Source organism: Phyllobacterium sophorae (assembly GCF_003010965.1).
GTDB lineage: Bacteria > Pseudomonadota > Alphaproteobacteria > Rhizobiales > Rhizobiaceae > Phyllobacterium > Phyllobacterium sophorae.
The window spans coordinates 554,317-570,541 of sequence record NZ_PGGM01000003.1 but is presented as its reverse complement, the minus strand read 5'-3'; the positions used below and the strand labels follow the sequence as shown (position 1 = coordinate 570,541).

The 16,225-nt window shown below is 57.6% G+C and carries 14 protein-coding genes and 1 pseudogene; 9 read left to right on the top strand and 6 right to left on the bottom strand.

Going from position 1 to position 16,225, the window contains the following annotated elements:
* Nucleotides 1-4 precede the first annotated feature (4 nt).
* A complete protein-coding gene (locus CU103_RS10540; protein WP_106663835.1) occupies nucleotides 5-1,327 on the top strand; it encodes an NAD(P)/FAD-dependent oxidoreductase in 1,323 nt (440 codons plus the stop codon).
* 141 nt (nucleotides 1,328-1,468) lie between these two features.
* Here CU103_RS10540 and CU103_RS10535 read toward each other — a convergent pair whose 3' ends face one another.
* On the bottom strand, nucleotides 1,469-2,809 hold the full coding sequence (locus tag CU103_RS10535; protein ID WP_106663834.1) for an aminotransferase-like domain-containing protein: 1,341 nt from the start codon (nucleotides 2,807-2,809) through the stop codon (nucleotides 1,469-1,471).
* A gap of 101 nt (nucleotides 2,810-2,910) precedes the next feature.
* Between CU103_RS10535 and CU103_RS10530 the strand changes: the two genes are divergently transcribed.
* From CU103_RS10530 to CU103_RS10510, 5 genes are read left to right on the top strand one after another with little or no spacing between them, the layout of a single operon-like run.
* Nucleotides 2,911-3,903 carry a substrate-binding domain-containing protein gene (locus CU103_RS10530; protein WP_106663833.1) on the top strand — a complete coding sequence of 331 codons (993 nt, stop codon included), beginning with the start codon at nucleotides 2,911-2,913 and terminating at the stop codon, nucleotides 3,901-3,903.
* On the top strand, nucleotides 3,900-4,688 hold the full coding sequence (locus CU103_RS10525) for a deaminated glutathione amidase (protein ID WP_106663832.1): 789 nt from the start codon (nucleotides 3,900-3,902) through the stop codon (nucleotides 4,686-4,688). The genes CU103_RS10530 and CU103_RS10525 overlap by 4 nt, the downstream gene beginning before the upstream one ends.
* Nucleotides 4,689-4,736: 48 nt before the next feature.
* Complete coding sequence (locus tag CU103_RS10520; protein ID WP_425350590.1) at nucleotides 4,737-5,624, top strand: ABC transporter substrate-binding protein; 888 nt, start codon at nucleotides 4,737-4,739, stop codon at nucleotides 5,622-5,624.
* Nucleotides 5,621-6,583, top strand: coding sequence for an amino acid ABC transporter permease (locus CU103_RS10515; RefSeq protein ID WP_106663830.1), 963 nt, complete (start codon nucleotides 5,621-5,623; stop codon nucleotides 6,581-6,583). The genes CU103_RS10520 and CU103_RS10515 overlap by 4 nt, the downstream gene beginning before the upstream one ends.
* Nucleotides 6,580-7,377 carry an amino acid ABC transporter ATP-binding protein gene (locus CU103_RS10510; RefSeq protein WP_425350582.1) on the top strand — a complete coding sequence of 266 codons (798 nt, stop codon included), beginning with the start codon at nucleotides 6,580-6,582 and terminating at the stop codon, nucleotides 7,375-7,377. Before CU103_RS10515 ends, CU103_RS10510 begins: the two co-directional genes overlap by 4 nt.
* A gap of 189 nt (nucleotides 7,378-7,566) precedes the next feature.
* Here CU103_RS10510 and CU103_RS10505 read toward each other — a convergent pair whose 3' ends face one another.
* On the bottom strand, nucleotides 7,567-7,926 hold the full coding sequence (locus CU103_RS10505; RefSeq protein ID WP_106663829.1) for an HVO_A0114 family putative DNA-binding protein: 360 nt from the start codon (nucleotides 7,924-7,926) through the stop codon (nucleotides 7,567-7,569).
* Between the two features lie 45 nt (nucleotides 7,927-7,971).
* Entirely contained in the window at nucleotides 7,972-8,052 is an 81-nt protein-coding gene (locus CU103_RS32005) for a DUF6516 family protein (RefSeq protein ID WP_245448724.1), read from the bottom strand.
* Nucleotides 8,053-8,216: 164 nt separating this feature from the next.
* On the opposite strand from CU103_RS32005, the gene CU103_RS10495 reads away from it, so the two are divergent.
* On the top strand, nucleotides 8,217-8,645 hold the full coding sequence (locus tag CU103_RS10495; protein WP_106663828.1) for a hypothetical protein: 429 nt from the start codon (nucleotides 8,217-8,219) through the stop codon (nucleotides 8,643-8,645).
* Nucleotides 8,646-8,756: 111 nt separating this feature from the next.
* On the opposite strand, the gene katG is transcribed toward CU103_RS10495, so the two are convergent.
* Nucleotides 8,757-10,952: a catalase/peroxidase HPI gene (katG, locus tag CU103_RS10490; RefSeq protein WP_106663827.1), complete on the bottom strand. Its 2,196-nt coding sequence runs from the start codon at nucleotides 10,950-10,952 to the stop codon at nucleotides 8,757-8,759.
* 289 nt (nucleotides 10,953-11,241) lie between these two features.
* Between katG and CU103_RS10485 the strand changes: the two genes are divergently transcribed.
* Nucleotides 11,242-12,180 (top strand): hydrogen peroxide-inducible genes activator, encoded by a 939-nt coding sequence (locus CU103_RS10485; protein WP_106663826.1) that lies wholly within the window; start codon nucleotides 11,242-11,244, stop codon nucleotides 12,178-12,180.
* 226 nt (nucleotides 12,181-12,406) lie between these two features.
* Entirely contained in the window at nucleotides 12,407-14,122 is a 1,716-nt protein-coding gene (locus tag CU103_RS10480; RefSeq protein ID WP_170117020.1) for a cation:proton antiporter domain-containing protein, read from the top strand.
* Between the two features lie 187 nt (nucleotides 14,123-14,309).
* Here CU103_RS10480 and CU103_RS10475 read toward each other — a convergent pair whose 3' ends face one another.
* Together CU103_RS10475 and CU103_RS10470 are read right to left on the bottom strand one after the other, a co-directional pair.
* A complete protein-coding gene (locus tag CU103_RS10475; protein WP_106663948.1) occupies nucleotides 14,310-14,780 on the bottom strand; it encodes an aminoacyl-tRNA deacylase in 471 nt (156 codons plus the stop codon).
* A 221-nt stretch (nucleotides 14,781-15,001) separates the two neighbouring features.
* Nucleotides 15,002-16,052 (bottom strand): annotated as a pseudogene (locus tag CU103_RS10470) (aldo/keto reductase).
* Nucleotides 16,053-16,225 lie beyond the last annotated feature (173 nt).

Here is a 16,225-nt window from a genome sequence, read left to right as displayed (position 1 = left end):
AACCATGGCGAAATTCTCCCCCTTCGAGGAAACGCTCTGGTATGCGACGGCCGCGCCGGCACCGGAGACGTCAAGGCTGGAAGGCGGGATCAAGGCTGATGTTTGTATTGTTGGCGGCGGCTACACCGGGCTGACCACCGCACTGGAGCTCGCGCGATCGGGTGTGAACGTCGTGCTGCTCGAGGCACAGGAAATCGGTTTTGGCGGATCCGGGCGCAATGCCGGACACTGCACGCCAACGTTCACGCATTACAGTTTGCCGCAGCTGCGTAAGATGCTGGGCGAACCGTGGGCGGCAAGACTTATCAAACGGCAGACGCGCGCCAATGACCGCGTCTCGGAAATGATAGCGCACTACAAGATCGACTGCGAGTGGCAGCAAAACGGGTATGTGATGGGTGCACATACCCCTAGCGCCATGGCAGCGATCAGGGACAAGGCGCGGGAGTACAATGGCGTGGGCGCAAGGACGCGTGTTCTCGACAAGAACGAGATTGAGGCAATGACCGGAAGTCCGCGCTTTCATGGCGGCTGGTTTCACGCAGAGGGCGGGCATCTAAATGCACTCGGCTATGCGCGCGGACTGGCGCGCGCTGTGATGTCGGAAGGCGGCAGCGTGCATACATATTCACGCGTAACGGGGCTTGAACGTGTCGGTGAAGGATGGGCAGTCAACACGCCCGAAGGTTCAGTTCTGGCCGAAAAGGTCATCTTTTGCACCGGCGCCTATACGGTTGGAGGCTGGCCGGGACTCGACACGACGTTCAAGATACAGCGTGTATTTGTGGCAGCGACCCAACCACTTGCCGAGGATCTGCGACAGTGCGTCCTTCCGCAAAATACCACAATCCATGACGGCCGAGGCGATATCTACGTCTATAAATATAATGGCGAAGGCCGTATCGTTGCCTCGATGTTTCCGATGGGCCGGCGCGGCAGGGACATTGCCTATACCAAGCAAGTGATGACCGATCGCCTCAAATGGCTTCATCCGCAGATTTTTGACGAAATCCACTGGGAATATTTCTGGTTTGGCGAGTTGGATATGCAATATCGAACGATTCCCAGGCTCTATAATCTCGCGCCGGGCGTTGTTGGCCTTACGGGTCTTTCCGGGCGCGGTGTTCCAACAGGAAGTATGCTGGGCGCCATTTTGTCAGAGTGGGCGATGGGAATGCCGAAGGAGGAGCTGGGGCTGAAACTGGAACCGTTGAAGGCAGCACCATTCTACATGAGTTTCGGACCACAGCTGACACTGCGCTACTACCGCGTTCGGGACTGGCTTGCAGCAAAAAGCGATGGCGCGCCGCTTCCGCCGCACGCCTGATATCATGTTGAACAGTGGTTGCAGGATGCCAATTGCCTTTGGTCCGACTGGGCTGCCGAGCGCTTGGAGGGCGGGACCGAAGGTTCGTTCGGCCGGGCGGATGTGAAGCGACCTATTGTAAATGAAGGTACTTGAGCCCTCTCAAAATCGTTGATCGGGACTGCGGACGGCAAGCGCGATCGCGTCGGCGACTTCCTCTTGCCGCTCTCTCAGGATACTGGTTGCGACGCGAATATAGTTGATCGGCCGGACCGAACATTTCTCACCCGCCAGGACTGCAATGCCGCGCGCCGCAAGGGTCACTAATGCAAATTGTTCGGACGCGACGGGGATCCAAAGCACAAGCCCATCGCCTCCAGAAAGATGAACATTGCGCTCGCCGAGTGCCCGCATCAGCCCGTCTCGCCGCTGCTTGTAGATGGTTCGGGCTTGCACCATGCTCTTGCCCGTTTCCTCATCGTGGAGCAGCCAGGCAACAGCGGACTGCAGAGCTCGGCTGGTCCAACCGGCACTGAAACTGCGATAGGACTGGATCTGTTCAACGATGCGCGTTGAACTGGATAGCACCGCGAGCCGCAAATCCGGGCCAAGGCTCTTGGAATAAGATACAATGTGGATGACCCGGTCGGGAAAGTGATTGCCGAGTGTTGCCGGCGGCAGCGCTGAAACATCGCCAACGCCGTCATCCTCGATAATAAGGGCGTCACTGTCCTTCAGAACAGTGGCAAGTTCACCCAAGCGAGCACTGCTCACCCCACATCCCGTGACGCAATGGGTGCGGGGCTGAAACAGGAAAGCGGCGGGTTTCTTCTCCAATGCCGCTGCGAGCGAATCCGGCAGCGGACCGTCGGCGTCGCATTGCACGGGAAGAATATGGGCACCGAGATCCTCCAGAATATCGAGGAGGCGCATGGCGGTCGGGTCTTCGATTGCAATGAAGGATCCCGACATCACCAGCGCATGCAAAAGCGCGTAGACGGCGTTGTAGCCGCCGTTGGTGGCAAGAAAGGCTTCCGGTCTGTAGGGCCATCGCGGTGCCACCGCCGCCTGCAGGTCCGCAAGAATCCGAACGCGCCGGTAGCTGTTGAGATTTTCTGCCGAAGCGCCGTGCCGGAGAGCTTCGCCAAGCGGCGGCAGCAATTCAACATCGGGAACGGCCATGGAAAGGTCGAGAACTTCATCGCCATAGTCGCCCGCGCTGGCAAGGCGGGCGGGACGTGGTGCAATCCGGTCGCCGCTCACCCATGTGCCGTTGCGCCCGCGACCGGTAATGATCTTTTGCCGGCGCAGCTCGCTCCACGCTTCCGATACCGTCGCCGGACTGATGCCGAGTATAAATGCCAGATCGCGTATTGCCGGTAGTTTGGTGCCGACGGGGATGGCGCCTGCGCGGATAAGGGCGCTGGTCTCGATGGCGATGCCGCGCATCGTTCGGTCACTCAATTTTTCAGCAAACCATTCAACCGAGGCAATTTCGCTCATTTTAGTCCCCTTTTTAATGTTCAGTAACGTAATAGTAATTGATCAGTCAAGAATGAACATTTAGCGTCCCGTTGGAAAATACAAACCTGCGAGGAAATGTCTTGCGTATCACTGTTCGATTGGCTGTCCGCGATTGGGATTATCTGACACCGCTTGTGCTTGGCGACGTTCGTTCACAAAGGCTGGATCTGAAGATCGATCGGATTGGCACGCTCGTTGCGGATCTCGGCGCCGATCCGCAATACGACGCAGCGGAAATCTCCTTTAGCCGCTATGCCGGCGGCCGGGCGAAGGGCGAGACAGATATACTCGGCATTCCCAATTTCATCATGCGTGGTTTTCGCCATCGCTGCGTCATAACCGCCAAAGATAGCCCGATCATCCGTCTCGAACAATTGTCAGGCAAGAAGATCGGCGTCACCGGCTGGCGCGACTCCGGCAATACCTGGACGCGTGCTGCGCTTGCTCATGCGGGTGTCGGTATCGAGGATGCGTATTGGTACGCCGGCCGTTTGACCGGGGTGCACCCGATTGTCGACCGGCTTGACGGCTTCGGTCGTCCTGGCCGCATCGAAGCTGCGCCGGGCGAGCGGCCCATGATGGAACTGCTCGAGACCGGCGAGCTGGATGCGGTTTTCACGCCTTTCATGCCCGACAGCTTCTTTGGCCCCAGTTCGAACGTCCGTCATGTATTGCCAGATTTCCGCGCCGAAGAGCTCGCCTATTTCCGCGAGATTGGCTACGTGCCGGGGATGCATCTGCTCGGTGTCAAGGCCTCCTTTGCGGCCGAGTATCCCTGGCTGGCTCGGGAGTTGAGTGACCTCTTCGACGAGTCGCAGCGGATCTGGCTGAACAAGCGCCGCAAATATGCCGACACGACACCATGGATCATCGAGGAACTCGGTCATGTGGCGCGCGATCTTCCACAAAGCTGGAATGAGAGTGGCTTTGCCGCCAACGAACGAATGATCGCCGATTTTGCCGAACAACTGCATGTGCAAGGACTGACACCGATGCTGCTAACGCCAACCGACCTCTTCCCCAATGAAATGAGGCATTCCTCCAAGACGGGCCGCGTGGGCGTTTCAGCATGAAAGTGGCGCTCGGACAATTTGCCGTCAGCAAGGTCTGGCAGGAAAATGCCGATATCTGTGTGGACCTGATCAGGCGGGCCGGGGAAGGCGGTGCCGATCTGCTGGTTCTGCCGGAAGGCGTCCTTGCCCGCGATATTGCAGATCCGGACATCGTGCTGAAGACAGCTCAACCGCTTGACGGGCCGTTCATGACGCAGCTTCTCGCCGCGAGCAGCAAGAGCGGTCTGACCATCGTGATGTGTATTCATGTGCCGACGGGTGGCCAGCGCGTTTTCAACAATCTCGTGACCATTCGGCGCGGCGAGATCGTTTCGCAATATCGCAAGCTTCATCTCTACGATGCTTTTGCCGCCAAGGAATCCACGAATGTTCAACCCGGGTCAGTCATTCCGGAATTGATCGAGGTTGCGGGCCTGAAACTCGGCCTGATGACCTGCTACGATTTACGCTTTCCGGAACTTGCCCGCCGCCATGCTGTTGACGGTGCTGATGTGCTGATCCTGCCCGCGGCCTGGGTGAAGGGACCAGGCAAGGAGGCGCATTGGGACGTGCTTGTCACGGCGAGAGCCTTGGAGAACACCTGCTATATCGTCGCCGTCGGTGAATGCGGTGAGCGCAATATCGGCGCCAGCATGGTTGTCGATCCGCTGGGTGTTGCAGTTGTTCGCGCCGGGGAAGCACGGGCACTGATCTTCGCCGACATCGAACCAAAACGCATCAGCCACGCGCGATCGGTCTTGCCGGTCCTGGCAAACCGCCGCTTCGCACGACCCGAACTCGCCTGACCAACTGAACTCTACTGAATGAAGAAAAGGGGAATGAAAATGAAACTTATGAAAATGGCATCAGCCGTGTTGCTCATAACCTCCATCCTGGCGGGATCAGCCATGGCTGAGGAGACAGTGGTACCCAAACAGACCGTAAACGCGGCGCTTAAGGCAAAGCTGCCGGAGGAGATCCGCAAGGCCGGGAGTATGACCTCGGTGAACAACGGCTCGTTCCCGCCCTATGAGATCGTCGCCGGCACGACCGAGATGACCGGCGCCAGTGCCGACCTGACCAATGCACTTGGTGAGCTTCTGGGGGTTAAGATCAAGCACGCCACTGTCAGCGGCCTGTCGGCCCTGCTCAGCGGCATCAATTCCGGCCGCTATCAGTTCGCCTTTGGCCCGGTGGGCGACTTCGCCACGCGCGAGGAGGCTAATGATTTTGTCGATTATGTGCAGGAATATGTTGTGTTCGCTGTGCAGAAGGGCAACCCCAAGGGCATTACATCGCTTGATGCAGCTTGCGGCAATCGTATTGCCGTGATGGCGGCGGGTTCGGCCGAAAAGGTCATCAAGGCACAGGCAGAAAAATGCACCAAGGATGGAAAGGCCGCGATCGAGGTACAGTCGTTCACCGACCAGCCAAGTTCTATCCTGGCGGTCCGGTCAAAGCGTTCTGACGCCTTCTTCTCTTCGCAGGCTCCCTTGACCTATTTCGTTCAGCAGACGAACGGCCAGCTTGAGCTTGCTGCAACTGGGGAGAAGAACGGTTTTGATAACCTCTATCAAGGCGCTGTCGTGCCGAAAGGCTCGCCGCTGGCCGAGGTCCTTCGCGATGGCCTCAAAATTCTCATGGACAACGGGACCTATGCCATCATCATGAAGAAATGGGGCCTTGAGAAGAACATGATCAAGGCGCCCGGAATCAATCTTGCGGGCCAGGGTGCGAAATGACCCAGAACAACCGGACAATGGCATCGCCCCCGCGGGGCGATGCAGAGGCGGCGCTTCGCGATGTCGCGAATGCGCACAAGCCCTTTCGAACGGACCGTTGGCTTCTCTGGGGGATCACGCTGCTCATTGCCGCCAACTTCCTCTGGATCGTCGCCCATAACGAGAACTTCGGCTGGCCAACCGTAGCGCAATGGTTCACGGAAGAAACAATCTTGCGCGGCCTCTACGTTACTCTTGGCCTGACTGTGGTCGCCATGGCCATTGGTGTAGTGATCGGGCTGCTTCTGGCCATTGCCCGCATGTCTAACGATCGGCTCGCCAGTTCACTGGCGGGTCTTTACATATGGTTCTTCCGTGGCACGCCGCTGCTGGTCCAGCTCATATTCTGGTACAATCTCTCCACGCTTTTTCCGGAGATATCGCTTGCAATTCCGTTCGGGCCGACGCTGGCCAGCTGGAATACCAATGATCTGATCACACCGATGACCGCCGCAATTGCCGGTCTTGCGCTCAATGAAGCGGCCTACATGGCTGAAATTATCCGCGGCGGGCTGCTTTCCGTCGACAGGGGCCAGATCGAAACCACGGAAGCCTTCGGCATGACCCGCGCCCGGGCTCTCTGGCGGATCATCATTCCGCAGGCCATGCGCTCCATTGTCCCGCCAACCGGCAACCAGCTGATCAGCATGATCAAGGCAACATCCCTCGTTAGCGTTATCGCCATGGCCGATCTGCTCTATTCCGTGCAAGCTGTTTACAACCGAACCTTCGAAGTCATCCCAATGCTCATGGTTGCCGTCATCTGGTATCTGTTCATCACCTCCATCCTTAATGTCGGCCAGGGCTTCATCGAGCGCTATTACGGGCGTGGTGAGCGCGGCTCCGCGACGGCAGTGAGGAAGCAGGAGCAAGTTGTCGTGGCAGAGATTTCAGCCATGGTGCCGGAGTGCAGTAAATGACCGCCGCTTTGTCCATGAATACTGTTGAAGCCGTCCAGCCGCTGGTTCAGGCACGCAATGTGCACAAGGCCTTTGGTGAAGTCGAAGTGCTCAAAGGCATCGACCTTGATGTTGCGCCCGGTGAGGTTGTCGTCGTTCTTGGACCGTCAGGTTCAGGCAAATCGACATTCCTTCGCTGCATCAACCACCTCGAAGCCATCGACCGCGGCTCGATCGTGGTTGCTGGAGAGCAGATTGGCTATTCCCTGCACAATGGCAGGCTCAACAAATTGCCTGCCCGGGCAATTGCCGTACAGCGGCGGCAGATCGGCATGGTGTTCCAGCAATTTAATCTCTACCCGCATATGACGGCGCTGCAGAACATCATCGAGGCACCGATCGGCGTGCACAAGCAAAGCCGCAGGCAAGCGACCGAACTGGCGATGGAACTGCTGGCTCGCGTCGGGCTGACGCACAAGGCCGACGCCTATCCCCGGCAATTGTCCGGCGGGCAGCAGCAGCGCATTGCCATCGCCCGTGCACTTGCCATCAAGCCGAAGCTCATGCTGTTCGACGAGCCGACGTCGGCGCTTGACCCAGAATTGGTGGGTGAAGTGCTGACGACGATGCGCGATCTCGCCGACCAGGGCCTGACGATGATCGTCGTTACGCACGAGATCGGCTTTGCGCGGGAAGCAGCCGACCGGGTCGTGTTCATGGATGACGGAATCATCGTTGAACAGGGACGGCCGGATGACGTGCTTGGCAACCCGCAGCATTCGCGCACGCGGGCTTTCCTCAGCCGGTTCATCTAGAATACGGGAACGTTGATATTTTGCAGTTTGACAAGTTTCACAACAGGCCTACTACGCCATCTTGACTGGCACGTACTGGAAGATGGGCAGCAGCAAGCAAGGGCGATGTGCTCATGTTTCCTAAGAAACCCTGTCTTCGTTGGACACCAACGATCCACACCGGTGTTGCAGGGGGCACGGTCTCCGTTTTCAGGCGGCAGCGCTTACGTCGAACTCGAAATGTATGCGGTCATAGGGGAACTCGACCCCGCTCTCGGTACGGTCGATAACACCAGCATTGATAAGCGTGGTAATATCCCGATGAACGGCCTGTACATCTCGATCGACGCGCCGCGCAACTTCGCGGATCGACAAAGCGCCCCGTCCGGCGAGGGCCTTGACGATCGCAAGGCGTGAAGGGGCGAGCACGCGGTGCATGTCGTCATAGCTGGCGAAATTAACCGAAGGTACCGCATCGACAACTTCTCCCGCAAGAGCGCGTTCTCCCGCCGCAACAAAGCGAGCTTTAGCGTCAGCTATGGTACTCAAGCGCACGATCAATGTTGTCATTGGCGTATCCTTTCCATGTCAGACAGGAAGCCATCGAACAGAGCTTCAAGAGACGTCTTCAATGTGCCGATGATCGCCTTTCGCGCGCTCGTTATCATAGCGCAGGATGCATTTACCGTTCACCATGAAAGCCAGTCGGTACTTGAAGGGATGCGCGCTTCCCGGAAGCGGGTGGGCAGGTGCCACAAAACGATTTTAAAAAAAGCTGGTGTCATCAATCACTGTCGGCGACTTTTCGATGAGCCTGGCCCTCATGTTGTTTTCCATAACAACACATTAGAGTGTTGTCAATGATAACAACGAATTTTTCACCAAAGGTCGGTCTTCTCCTTCTCGCAAACGGTATTCTTTCGATCATGCCGGACGAGGCAGGCGCGGTATTTCACGATGACAATGCGTTGTCGTTGGCCCTCCGGGCAGCCTTGCGCCCGCGTTTGTCGTCCCGTCGCAAGTCCGCAGCGCATGCCAGAGCAGACTTTCTAAAATTTTTAGCGGAGGCAAAGCACCTCTCCAATACGAATGAGCACATGACGAATTTTTGCCCCAATCCAAAATTGCAATTAATGGCGTTTCAACGACGGACTCCAACTCTGTGCAAACCGAGCTCAGATAAAGAGCAAGCCGATGATGAGCCGACCAAAACCCGAATGTTGCACCAGCGAGGCGATCTGGTGCTTGGTCAGGGTGGCGTTTCAATTCGCTTTGAAACGCCACCCTGATTTCAAGTGTCTCAATCTACCAACGTCCTCAGGGTCGCAGGCGGATGATATCCGCAACGGACACGATCGACTGCCGCCACCGCGCGCAACAGCCCCCGCTTCATGTCGAGATCAGGCAAGATCGAAGCGATCGGCGTTCATAACCTTGGTCCACGCCGCCACGAAGTCCCTGGCGAACTTCGCCTTCGCGTCCGCGGTGGCATAGACTTCCGCGATGGCGCGCAGCTGTGCGTGGGAACCGAAAATGAGATCGGCGCGGGTGCCGGTCCATTTGACTTCGCCCGTCTTGCGGTCACGTCCTTCGAACACGTCCTTGGCCTCTGATGTTGCCTTCCATTCCGTACCCATGTCGAGCAGGTTAACGAAGAAGTCGTTGGACAGCGTTTCTGGCCGATTGGTGAAGACGCCATGCTTCGACTGCCCCGCATTGGCGCCAAGAACGCGCAGGCCGCCGATCAGGACAGTCAGCTCGGGGGCCGTTAGTGTCAGCAATTGTGCCCGGTCCACCAACGCTTCCTCGACGCTCAAGCGCTGCTTGCCGCGGACATAGTTGCGGAAACCGTCAACGACCGGTTCCAGCGGAGCAAAGGAGTGGATGTCCGTCTGGTCTTGCGACGCGTCCATGCGCCCCGGGGTGAAAGCAACGTCCACCTCGTACCCGGCGTCTTTCGCGGCTCTCTCGATCGCCGCGCCGCCGCCAAGAACGATCAGGTCGGCAAGCGAAACTTTTTTGTCGCCCGTTTGCGAAGCATTAAACTCGCTCTGGATCGCTTCAAGCCTCTCAAGCACATTTGCCAGCTGAGCCGGCTGGTTGACGTCCCAATCCTTCTGCGGAGCGAGGCGAATGCGCGCGCCGTTGGCGCCGCCGCGCTTGTCGGAGCCACGGAACGTCGATGCTGACGCCCAGGCCGTCGCAACCAGCTGCGACACTGTAAGGCCGCAGGAGAGGATCTTGGCCTTCAGGGCGCCAATGTCCTGCTCGTCGATCAGGACGTGATCCACGGAGGGAATGATGTCCTGCCAGGGCAGTTCCTCCGTCGGAACGAGCGGGCCGAGATAGCGCGCGATCGGGCCCATATCGCGGTGCGTCAGCTTGTACCAAGCCCGGGCAAAGGCGTCGGCAAACTGATCGGGATTTTCATGGAAGCGCCTTGAAATTGTTTCGTAGGAAGGATCGAAGCGCAAGGCAAGGTCGGTGGTCAGCATGGCAGGTGCGTGGCGCATAGCCGCATTATGCGCATCCGGCACCGTGCCAGCACCCGCGCCGCCCTTGGGTGTCCACTGGTGCGCACCGGCCGGGCTCTTGGTCAGCTCCCAGTCGTAGCCGAACAGATTTTCGAAGAAGTTGTTGCTCCACTTCGTCGGCGTCGTGGTCCAGGTCACCTCCAAGCCGCTGCCGATGGTATCACCACCCTTGCCGGTGCCGAATTTGTTCACCCAGCCGAGGCCCTGCTGCTCGATATCGGAGGCTTCAGGTTCCGGGCCCACCAGCGTGGCATCGCCAGCCCCGTGAGTCTTGCCAAAGGTGTGTCCGCCGGCGATGAGCGCGACGGTCTCCTCATCGTTCATCGCCATGCGCGCGAAGGTGTCGCGAATGTCCCGCGCGGCGGCAAGCGGATCAGGATTGCCGTTCGGACCTTCCGGGTTCACGTAGATCAAACCCATCTGCACGGCGGCAAGTGGGTTCTGGAGATCGCGATCGCCGCTGTAGCGCTCGTCGGCCAGCCACTTGCCTTCCGGGCCCCAGTAAATGTCCTGTTCGGGCTCCCAGACATCGGCGCGCCCGCCGGCAAAACCGAACGTCTTGAAGCCCATCGATTCCAGCGCAACGTTACCGGTGAGGATCATGAGGTCGGCCCAGGAGATCTTGCGGCCGTACTTCTGCTTGATTGGCCATAGCAGCCGCCGGGCCTTGTCGAGGTTGACGTTGTCCGGCCAGCTGTTCAGCGGTGCGAAGCGCTGCTGGCCGGCTCCCGCACCGCCGCGACCATCGCCGATGCGATACGTGCCGGCGCTGTGCCACGCCATGCGGATGAACAGCGGCCCGTAATGGCCAAAGTCAGCCGGCCACCACTCCTGCGAGTCCGTCATGAGGGCGTGCAGGTCTTTGATCACGGCGTTCAGGTCAAGGCTCTTGAACTCCTTGGCGTAGTCGAAAGCCTCGCCCATCGGATCGGAGAGTGCGGATTGCTGGTGGAGAACCTGGACGTTCAGCTGGTTCGGCCACCAGTCGCGGTTGGCTCTCGCAGCGGTTGTGTGCACCACCGGGCATTTGCCCGCGCTATTGTCATCAGTCTTTGCGTCCATTGTTCTCTCCGATCGTGTCTACGTTGCTGGAACTGCTGCGGGAATGCCCTTAAAACAGTCCGTTTCAGCCAAATTTGTGGAATGTCCCACTATTTTGATCTGCCTTGGACAAAAAGCCTGAAGCAAAAATGCCTGAGAGCGCCAATCATCCGGACAGTGTGGACAAATCAGTGCAAAAAACCCAAGGCGCTTGCGACATTGGCTGCCCATGATCTCCCTTGCAAATCCTTAGCAGAGCGGATTGATTAATTTAAGTTCGATTTACTGATTGCTGGGATAATATATTGTTATGACAAACCTGACGCTGAAGCAGCTTCGTTACTTCGAGGCATTGGCACGACTTAACCACTTCGGACGTGCGGCGAATGCCTGTTCGATCTCTCAGCCGGCTATTTCGGTGCAAATAAAGGAACTGGAAGAAACGCTGGGCACGGAGCTCTTCGAAAGAGGCGCCCGGCAGGTTCGGTTGACCAACTTCGGACAAGAGTTTGCCCTGCGCGTCCGCGACATCCTGCGCTCGGTCGATGAACTGGGCGACCTGGCACGCGCCTCACGGGACCAGCTGGTGGGACGGCTGCGACTGGGCGTGATCCCGACGATCGCGCCCTACCTGCTGCCGACCATAATCGGCAACCTAGCCAGCATGCATGACGGCATTGATATTCACGTGCGCGAAACGCTGACGCAGAGGCTGATCCAAGAACTGGCCGAAGGTCGGCTCGACGCGGCTATTGTCGCTCTGCCGGTGTCCGAACCTTCGCTGACGGAGGTTGTGCTGTTTACAGAGAATTTTGTGTTGGTCCGGCCAGGAGAGGATGAGGGAAAGCCGGTGCCCAATCGCGAAATGTTACGCGAAATGCGGCTGCTTCTGCTGGAGGAGGGGCATTGTTTCCGCGATCAGGCACTGTCGTTTTGCAATTTGCATTCGGCACGGCCACGGGAATTGCTGGATGGGAGCTCTTTGTCGACACTGGTGCAAATGGTGAGCGCCGGCATCGGTGTTACTCTGATCCCGGAAATGGCAGTGGCGGTGGAGACACGCTCGGCGTCAGTATCTGTCTCCCGTTTCACGAGCCCCCAGCCCTCGCGGACCATTGGCATGATATGGCGCAAGACGAGTCCGATTGCCAAACAGCTGTTGCAGATTTCTGAAGTCGTTCGTCAGTCGGCCGCCGCGTTGCGCGAGCAGCACAGTCAAGCATCGACATCGCGCATGTCTCTGTCCTGACGTCCAAGTCGGTTGTGCGACATTTGTATGGCCAATGACGGGTGACGCGCCTGCATGGAAATCAGGATCAAAAGAAGAGCATTTCTCTCTGACAAACCTTTCCTTCCGACGTTATCCGCTTTCAATCTTGGGTGGCACCGTTATCATGCATTGCATCGGCACGGAGGCTTGAGGGTGCGCTGTCTCTAGACAACGCATCGACCGTCAAGAGACGCATAAGGGCAGAATGATCCACCAAACACCGCTGATTGCTACTTTGGTCGCAACCTTAGGGCTTGCATTCGTTTTTGGTACGATTGCCAATAGGCTGCGCCTGCCGACGATCGTGGGCTACCTTATCGCGGGCGTGGTGATTGGGCCTTTCACCCCCGGTTTCGTTGCAGACCAGGCGCTCGCGCAACAACTCGCTGAAGTCGGCGTTCTGCTCCTAATGTTCGGCGTTGGGCTTCATCTATCGGTTCAGGAACTCCTCTCGGTGCGGGCAATCGCAGTGCCCGCGGCCTTTGGCCAAATCGGGCTCGTGTCGCTGCTCGGCGGCGGGTTGGCTCATGCGATGGGCTGGACCATTGGAGCAGCCATCGTTTTTGGTCTTTCGCTATCGGTTGCAAGTACCGTCGTCGTCTTGAGGACCCTCGAAGAGCGCAGATTGTTAGAAACGGAGCGGGGACGCATCGCGGTTGGCTGGCTGATCGTCGAAGACGTAGCGGTCATCCTCGCACTTGTATTGCTGCCGCTGTTCGCCGAGACTCTGGGAGGGCTGGGACAAGGCACGACACGGACCACTGGGCTGTTCGGTTGGTTCGAGACGCAAACCGTGTGGGGTGCGCTCAGCCTCACCGTCGTCAAGATCGGCGCGTTTGTGCTGCTGATGATGGTGGTTGGAAAGCGGGTAATCCCATGGGTTCTTCATTACTCCGCCCACACCGGTTCGCGCGAACTCTTTCGGCTAGCAGTGTTGGCCGTGGCACTCGGGGTTGCCTATGGCGCTGCGGAATTATTTGGTGTTTCGCTTGCTCTGGGAGCCTTCTTCGCGGGCGTGATCCTTGCAGAGTCAAGGCTTAGCCAGCGGGCGGCGCAAGAAACGCTGCCGTTGCGCGACGCATTTGCAGTTCTGTTTTTTGTTTCTGTCGGGATGTTGTTTGATCCGACAATTCTCGTGCGCGAGACGGTGCCGATCGTTGCCACATTCCTGGTTATTGTCGCCGGCAATGCCATGGTCGCGTTCTTCATAACCCTTGCTCTCCGCTATCCGCTTCGGGCCGCGCTGACGATGGGCGCGAGCATGTCGCAAATTGGCGAGTTTTCCTTTATTCTCTCCGGACTTGGCGTCGCTCTCAAGCTGTTGCCAGAGGAGGGGCGCGACCTCATTTTGGCTGGTGCAATTCTATCAATTCTTGTCAATCCGTTACTCTTTGCTGTTCTCAATCGTGCAATACCGTGGATTGCCGAACATGAGCGAGAAGATAATACGCCTGATCAGCCTGAATCTGTTGCAAGGAAAGGTGAAGCGAATATTACACAGCTCACTGGTCATGCGGTCCTTGTCGGTCATGGCCGTGTTGGAAGCCGTGTCGCTGAAGCTTTGCTTGCTGACCATGTGTCCTTGCTGGTTATTGAAGAGCGCCAGGAAGTTGTCGAGCAGTTGCATGCCCGTGGCATAGAGGCATTTTCCGGAAATGGCTTGCAGCCTGATATCTTGAATGCCGCAAATCTTGCGCACGCGCGCTGGTTTATCAGTGCCATCCCCAATCCTTTCGAAGGAGGAAATCTGGTCCAACAGGCGCGGGCTGCAAATCCGAATCTGGAGATCATTGCACGTGCGCACACTGACGCTGAGGTTGAACACCTTGGGAAGTTTGGAGCGAACCTTATCATCATGGGAGAGCAAGAAATTGCGCGCGGCATTGTCCAACACATTCGGGCGAGCCGCACAAAGCATTGAAGCAGATCCAGATCGACAGACCTTGGGAGCACGTTCGCAACGGCGAGATGAGGGTGGAGATCGATGATGGCAAGAAGATCATATGCGATACGAGGGCGGCCGGTTCCGCCAAAGTCGAAAGGATCGGTCTTCATCGACCATAGTCGGAATTGCGACGGAGGTATTCTGGGGCCAGCGATCACGCCGTCTAGGATACGTGGCTGAAGCGGGCGAGGCGCGCATCCTTCATCAGGCTGCGAAAGTTCGGTCCACTGACATGCACCAGTGTCTTGTGGTCCCCGCCTTCGAAATAGACGTCGCTGGCCTCACCGAGACTTTCGTCGAGGATCACCGGCACATCGTAGGCCGATCCGATGGGCGGCACTGCGCCAATGTCGCAATCGGCAAAGAGCGCGCTGACCTCTTCCTCCGAGGCGAGACCAAGACGCCTGTCCACCACTTCCTGCAAGGTGGAGAGCTCGATCCGGTGCGTGCTTGGAACAACGGCCAGGACGTAGCCCATTTCGTGATGCACGACCACGGACTTGGCCAGCTTGCTGCCCGGAACCCGCGCCGCGTGCGCCGACTGGCTGGTTGTTGCTGTACGATGATGCGCGAGGGTGTCGTAGGCGATGCCCTGAGCGTCGATATAGTCCTGAAGTTTCCTTGCAATTGTCATGGAAGGACCGCCCCCTTTGTTGTGTGGTGAGGCATAAAAAGACATTTTCCTCTCATAACCTGCGAAGTCAACGGCGATTAAACAGCCCAATGCAAGCCATGACTCAGTTCTGTTGGCCTCCATGTTCGGTGCTGCCACTGACCGCTGAACGGCAATTGGGCCAACCGCCCACCGGGAACAATCGTGCAAGGACCGGTCTTCGGACGATTGCCTTCAAGACATCAACCTTTGCCGTTGAAAGCAACATTTCCCAAGGTTGGCGCATCGCGTCTCATCAATCCAGCGGCCTTAAGCTCGGCCCATAGTGCGCTCGGCGGTTCTCTTCCAAGAATTGCCTTATTGGCCGTGACCTCTGAAATGCTCTGCCCTCCCGGGATCACTGAGACGACAGCAGGATGATAGAGTGGAAAATTCAGTGCAGCCTCGATCAATGCAACATCGTGCTTCTTGCAGATGGAATCGATACGCCTTACCCGCTCAATGACGTTCAGTGGCGCTTGTGAGTAGTTGTATTGGGCATCTGTGGCTGGCCCGCGAGCGAGGATCCCGGAGTTGTAAGGACCTCCCAACACGATGCCTATCTGGCGTTCTTCGCACAGGGGCAGGAAGCTTTCCAAGGCATCCTGTTCGAGCAATGTATATCGGCCTGCGAGCAGGAAGAGATCAAAGTCGCCCCGCTCGGCCAGAGCTTGGCACATTTGCCATTCATTTATGCCCCCGCCGATGGCCTTCACCACACCCTGATCCCTGAGCGACAGCATCGCGTGGTAGCCACCACACATAAACTGGTCGAAATAAGCTTGGCACTTATCGGTCGTTCCGTGATTGAAGACATCCAGATCATGGACAAAAAGAATGTCGAACCTATCGAGCCCCGTCCGCTCCAGCGATATCTCGAAAGAGCGCATGACGCCGTCATAGCTGTAATCGTAAACCTCGCGGCGATTGGGCGTATCAAAGAATTTGCCGATGCCAGTTCTCTGTCCTGGAGGACAGACTTGCAACAGTCTGCCAACCTTTGTTGATATGATAAAGTCGTCTCGACGTTTGGTGGTCAGAAATCTGCCGACGCGACGTTCTGAAAGACCGAGCCCCTAAAGGGGCGCCGTGTCGTAGTATCGCACCCCGCTTTGCCAAGCAGCGTTCAGGATGCCGAAGGCGTCCTCATCGGAGATCGTTTTTGAAGAGATTGCCGAGCGGTGCGCCGCCAAAACCTAGCTCTGTAAAGCCAAGACCACCGTTACCCACGCGATCGAAACGACGAATTCTCAACGCATTCTCCTTTCAATCCCAATTCGATTTGAAAGCTGAAACAGTCCATATCCAACCTCGGGCATGGCGCGCAAGACAGTTGCTAGTAGACGTTTATCGGGAACCTGCAGCCGTGGCTCCATAGCATCCGTGACGATTCATGTTCTGTTGCTGCGTGAGAGGAGCATGCCAAC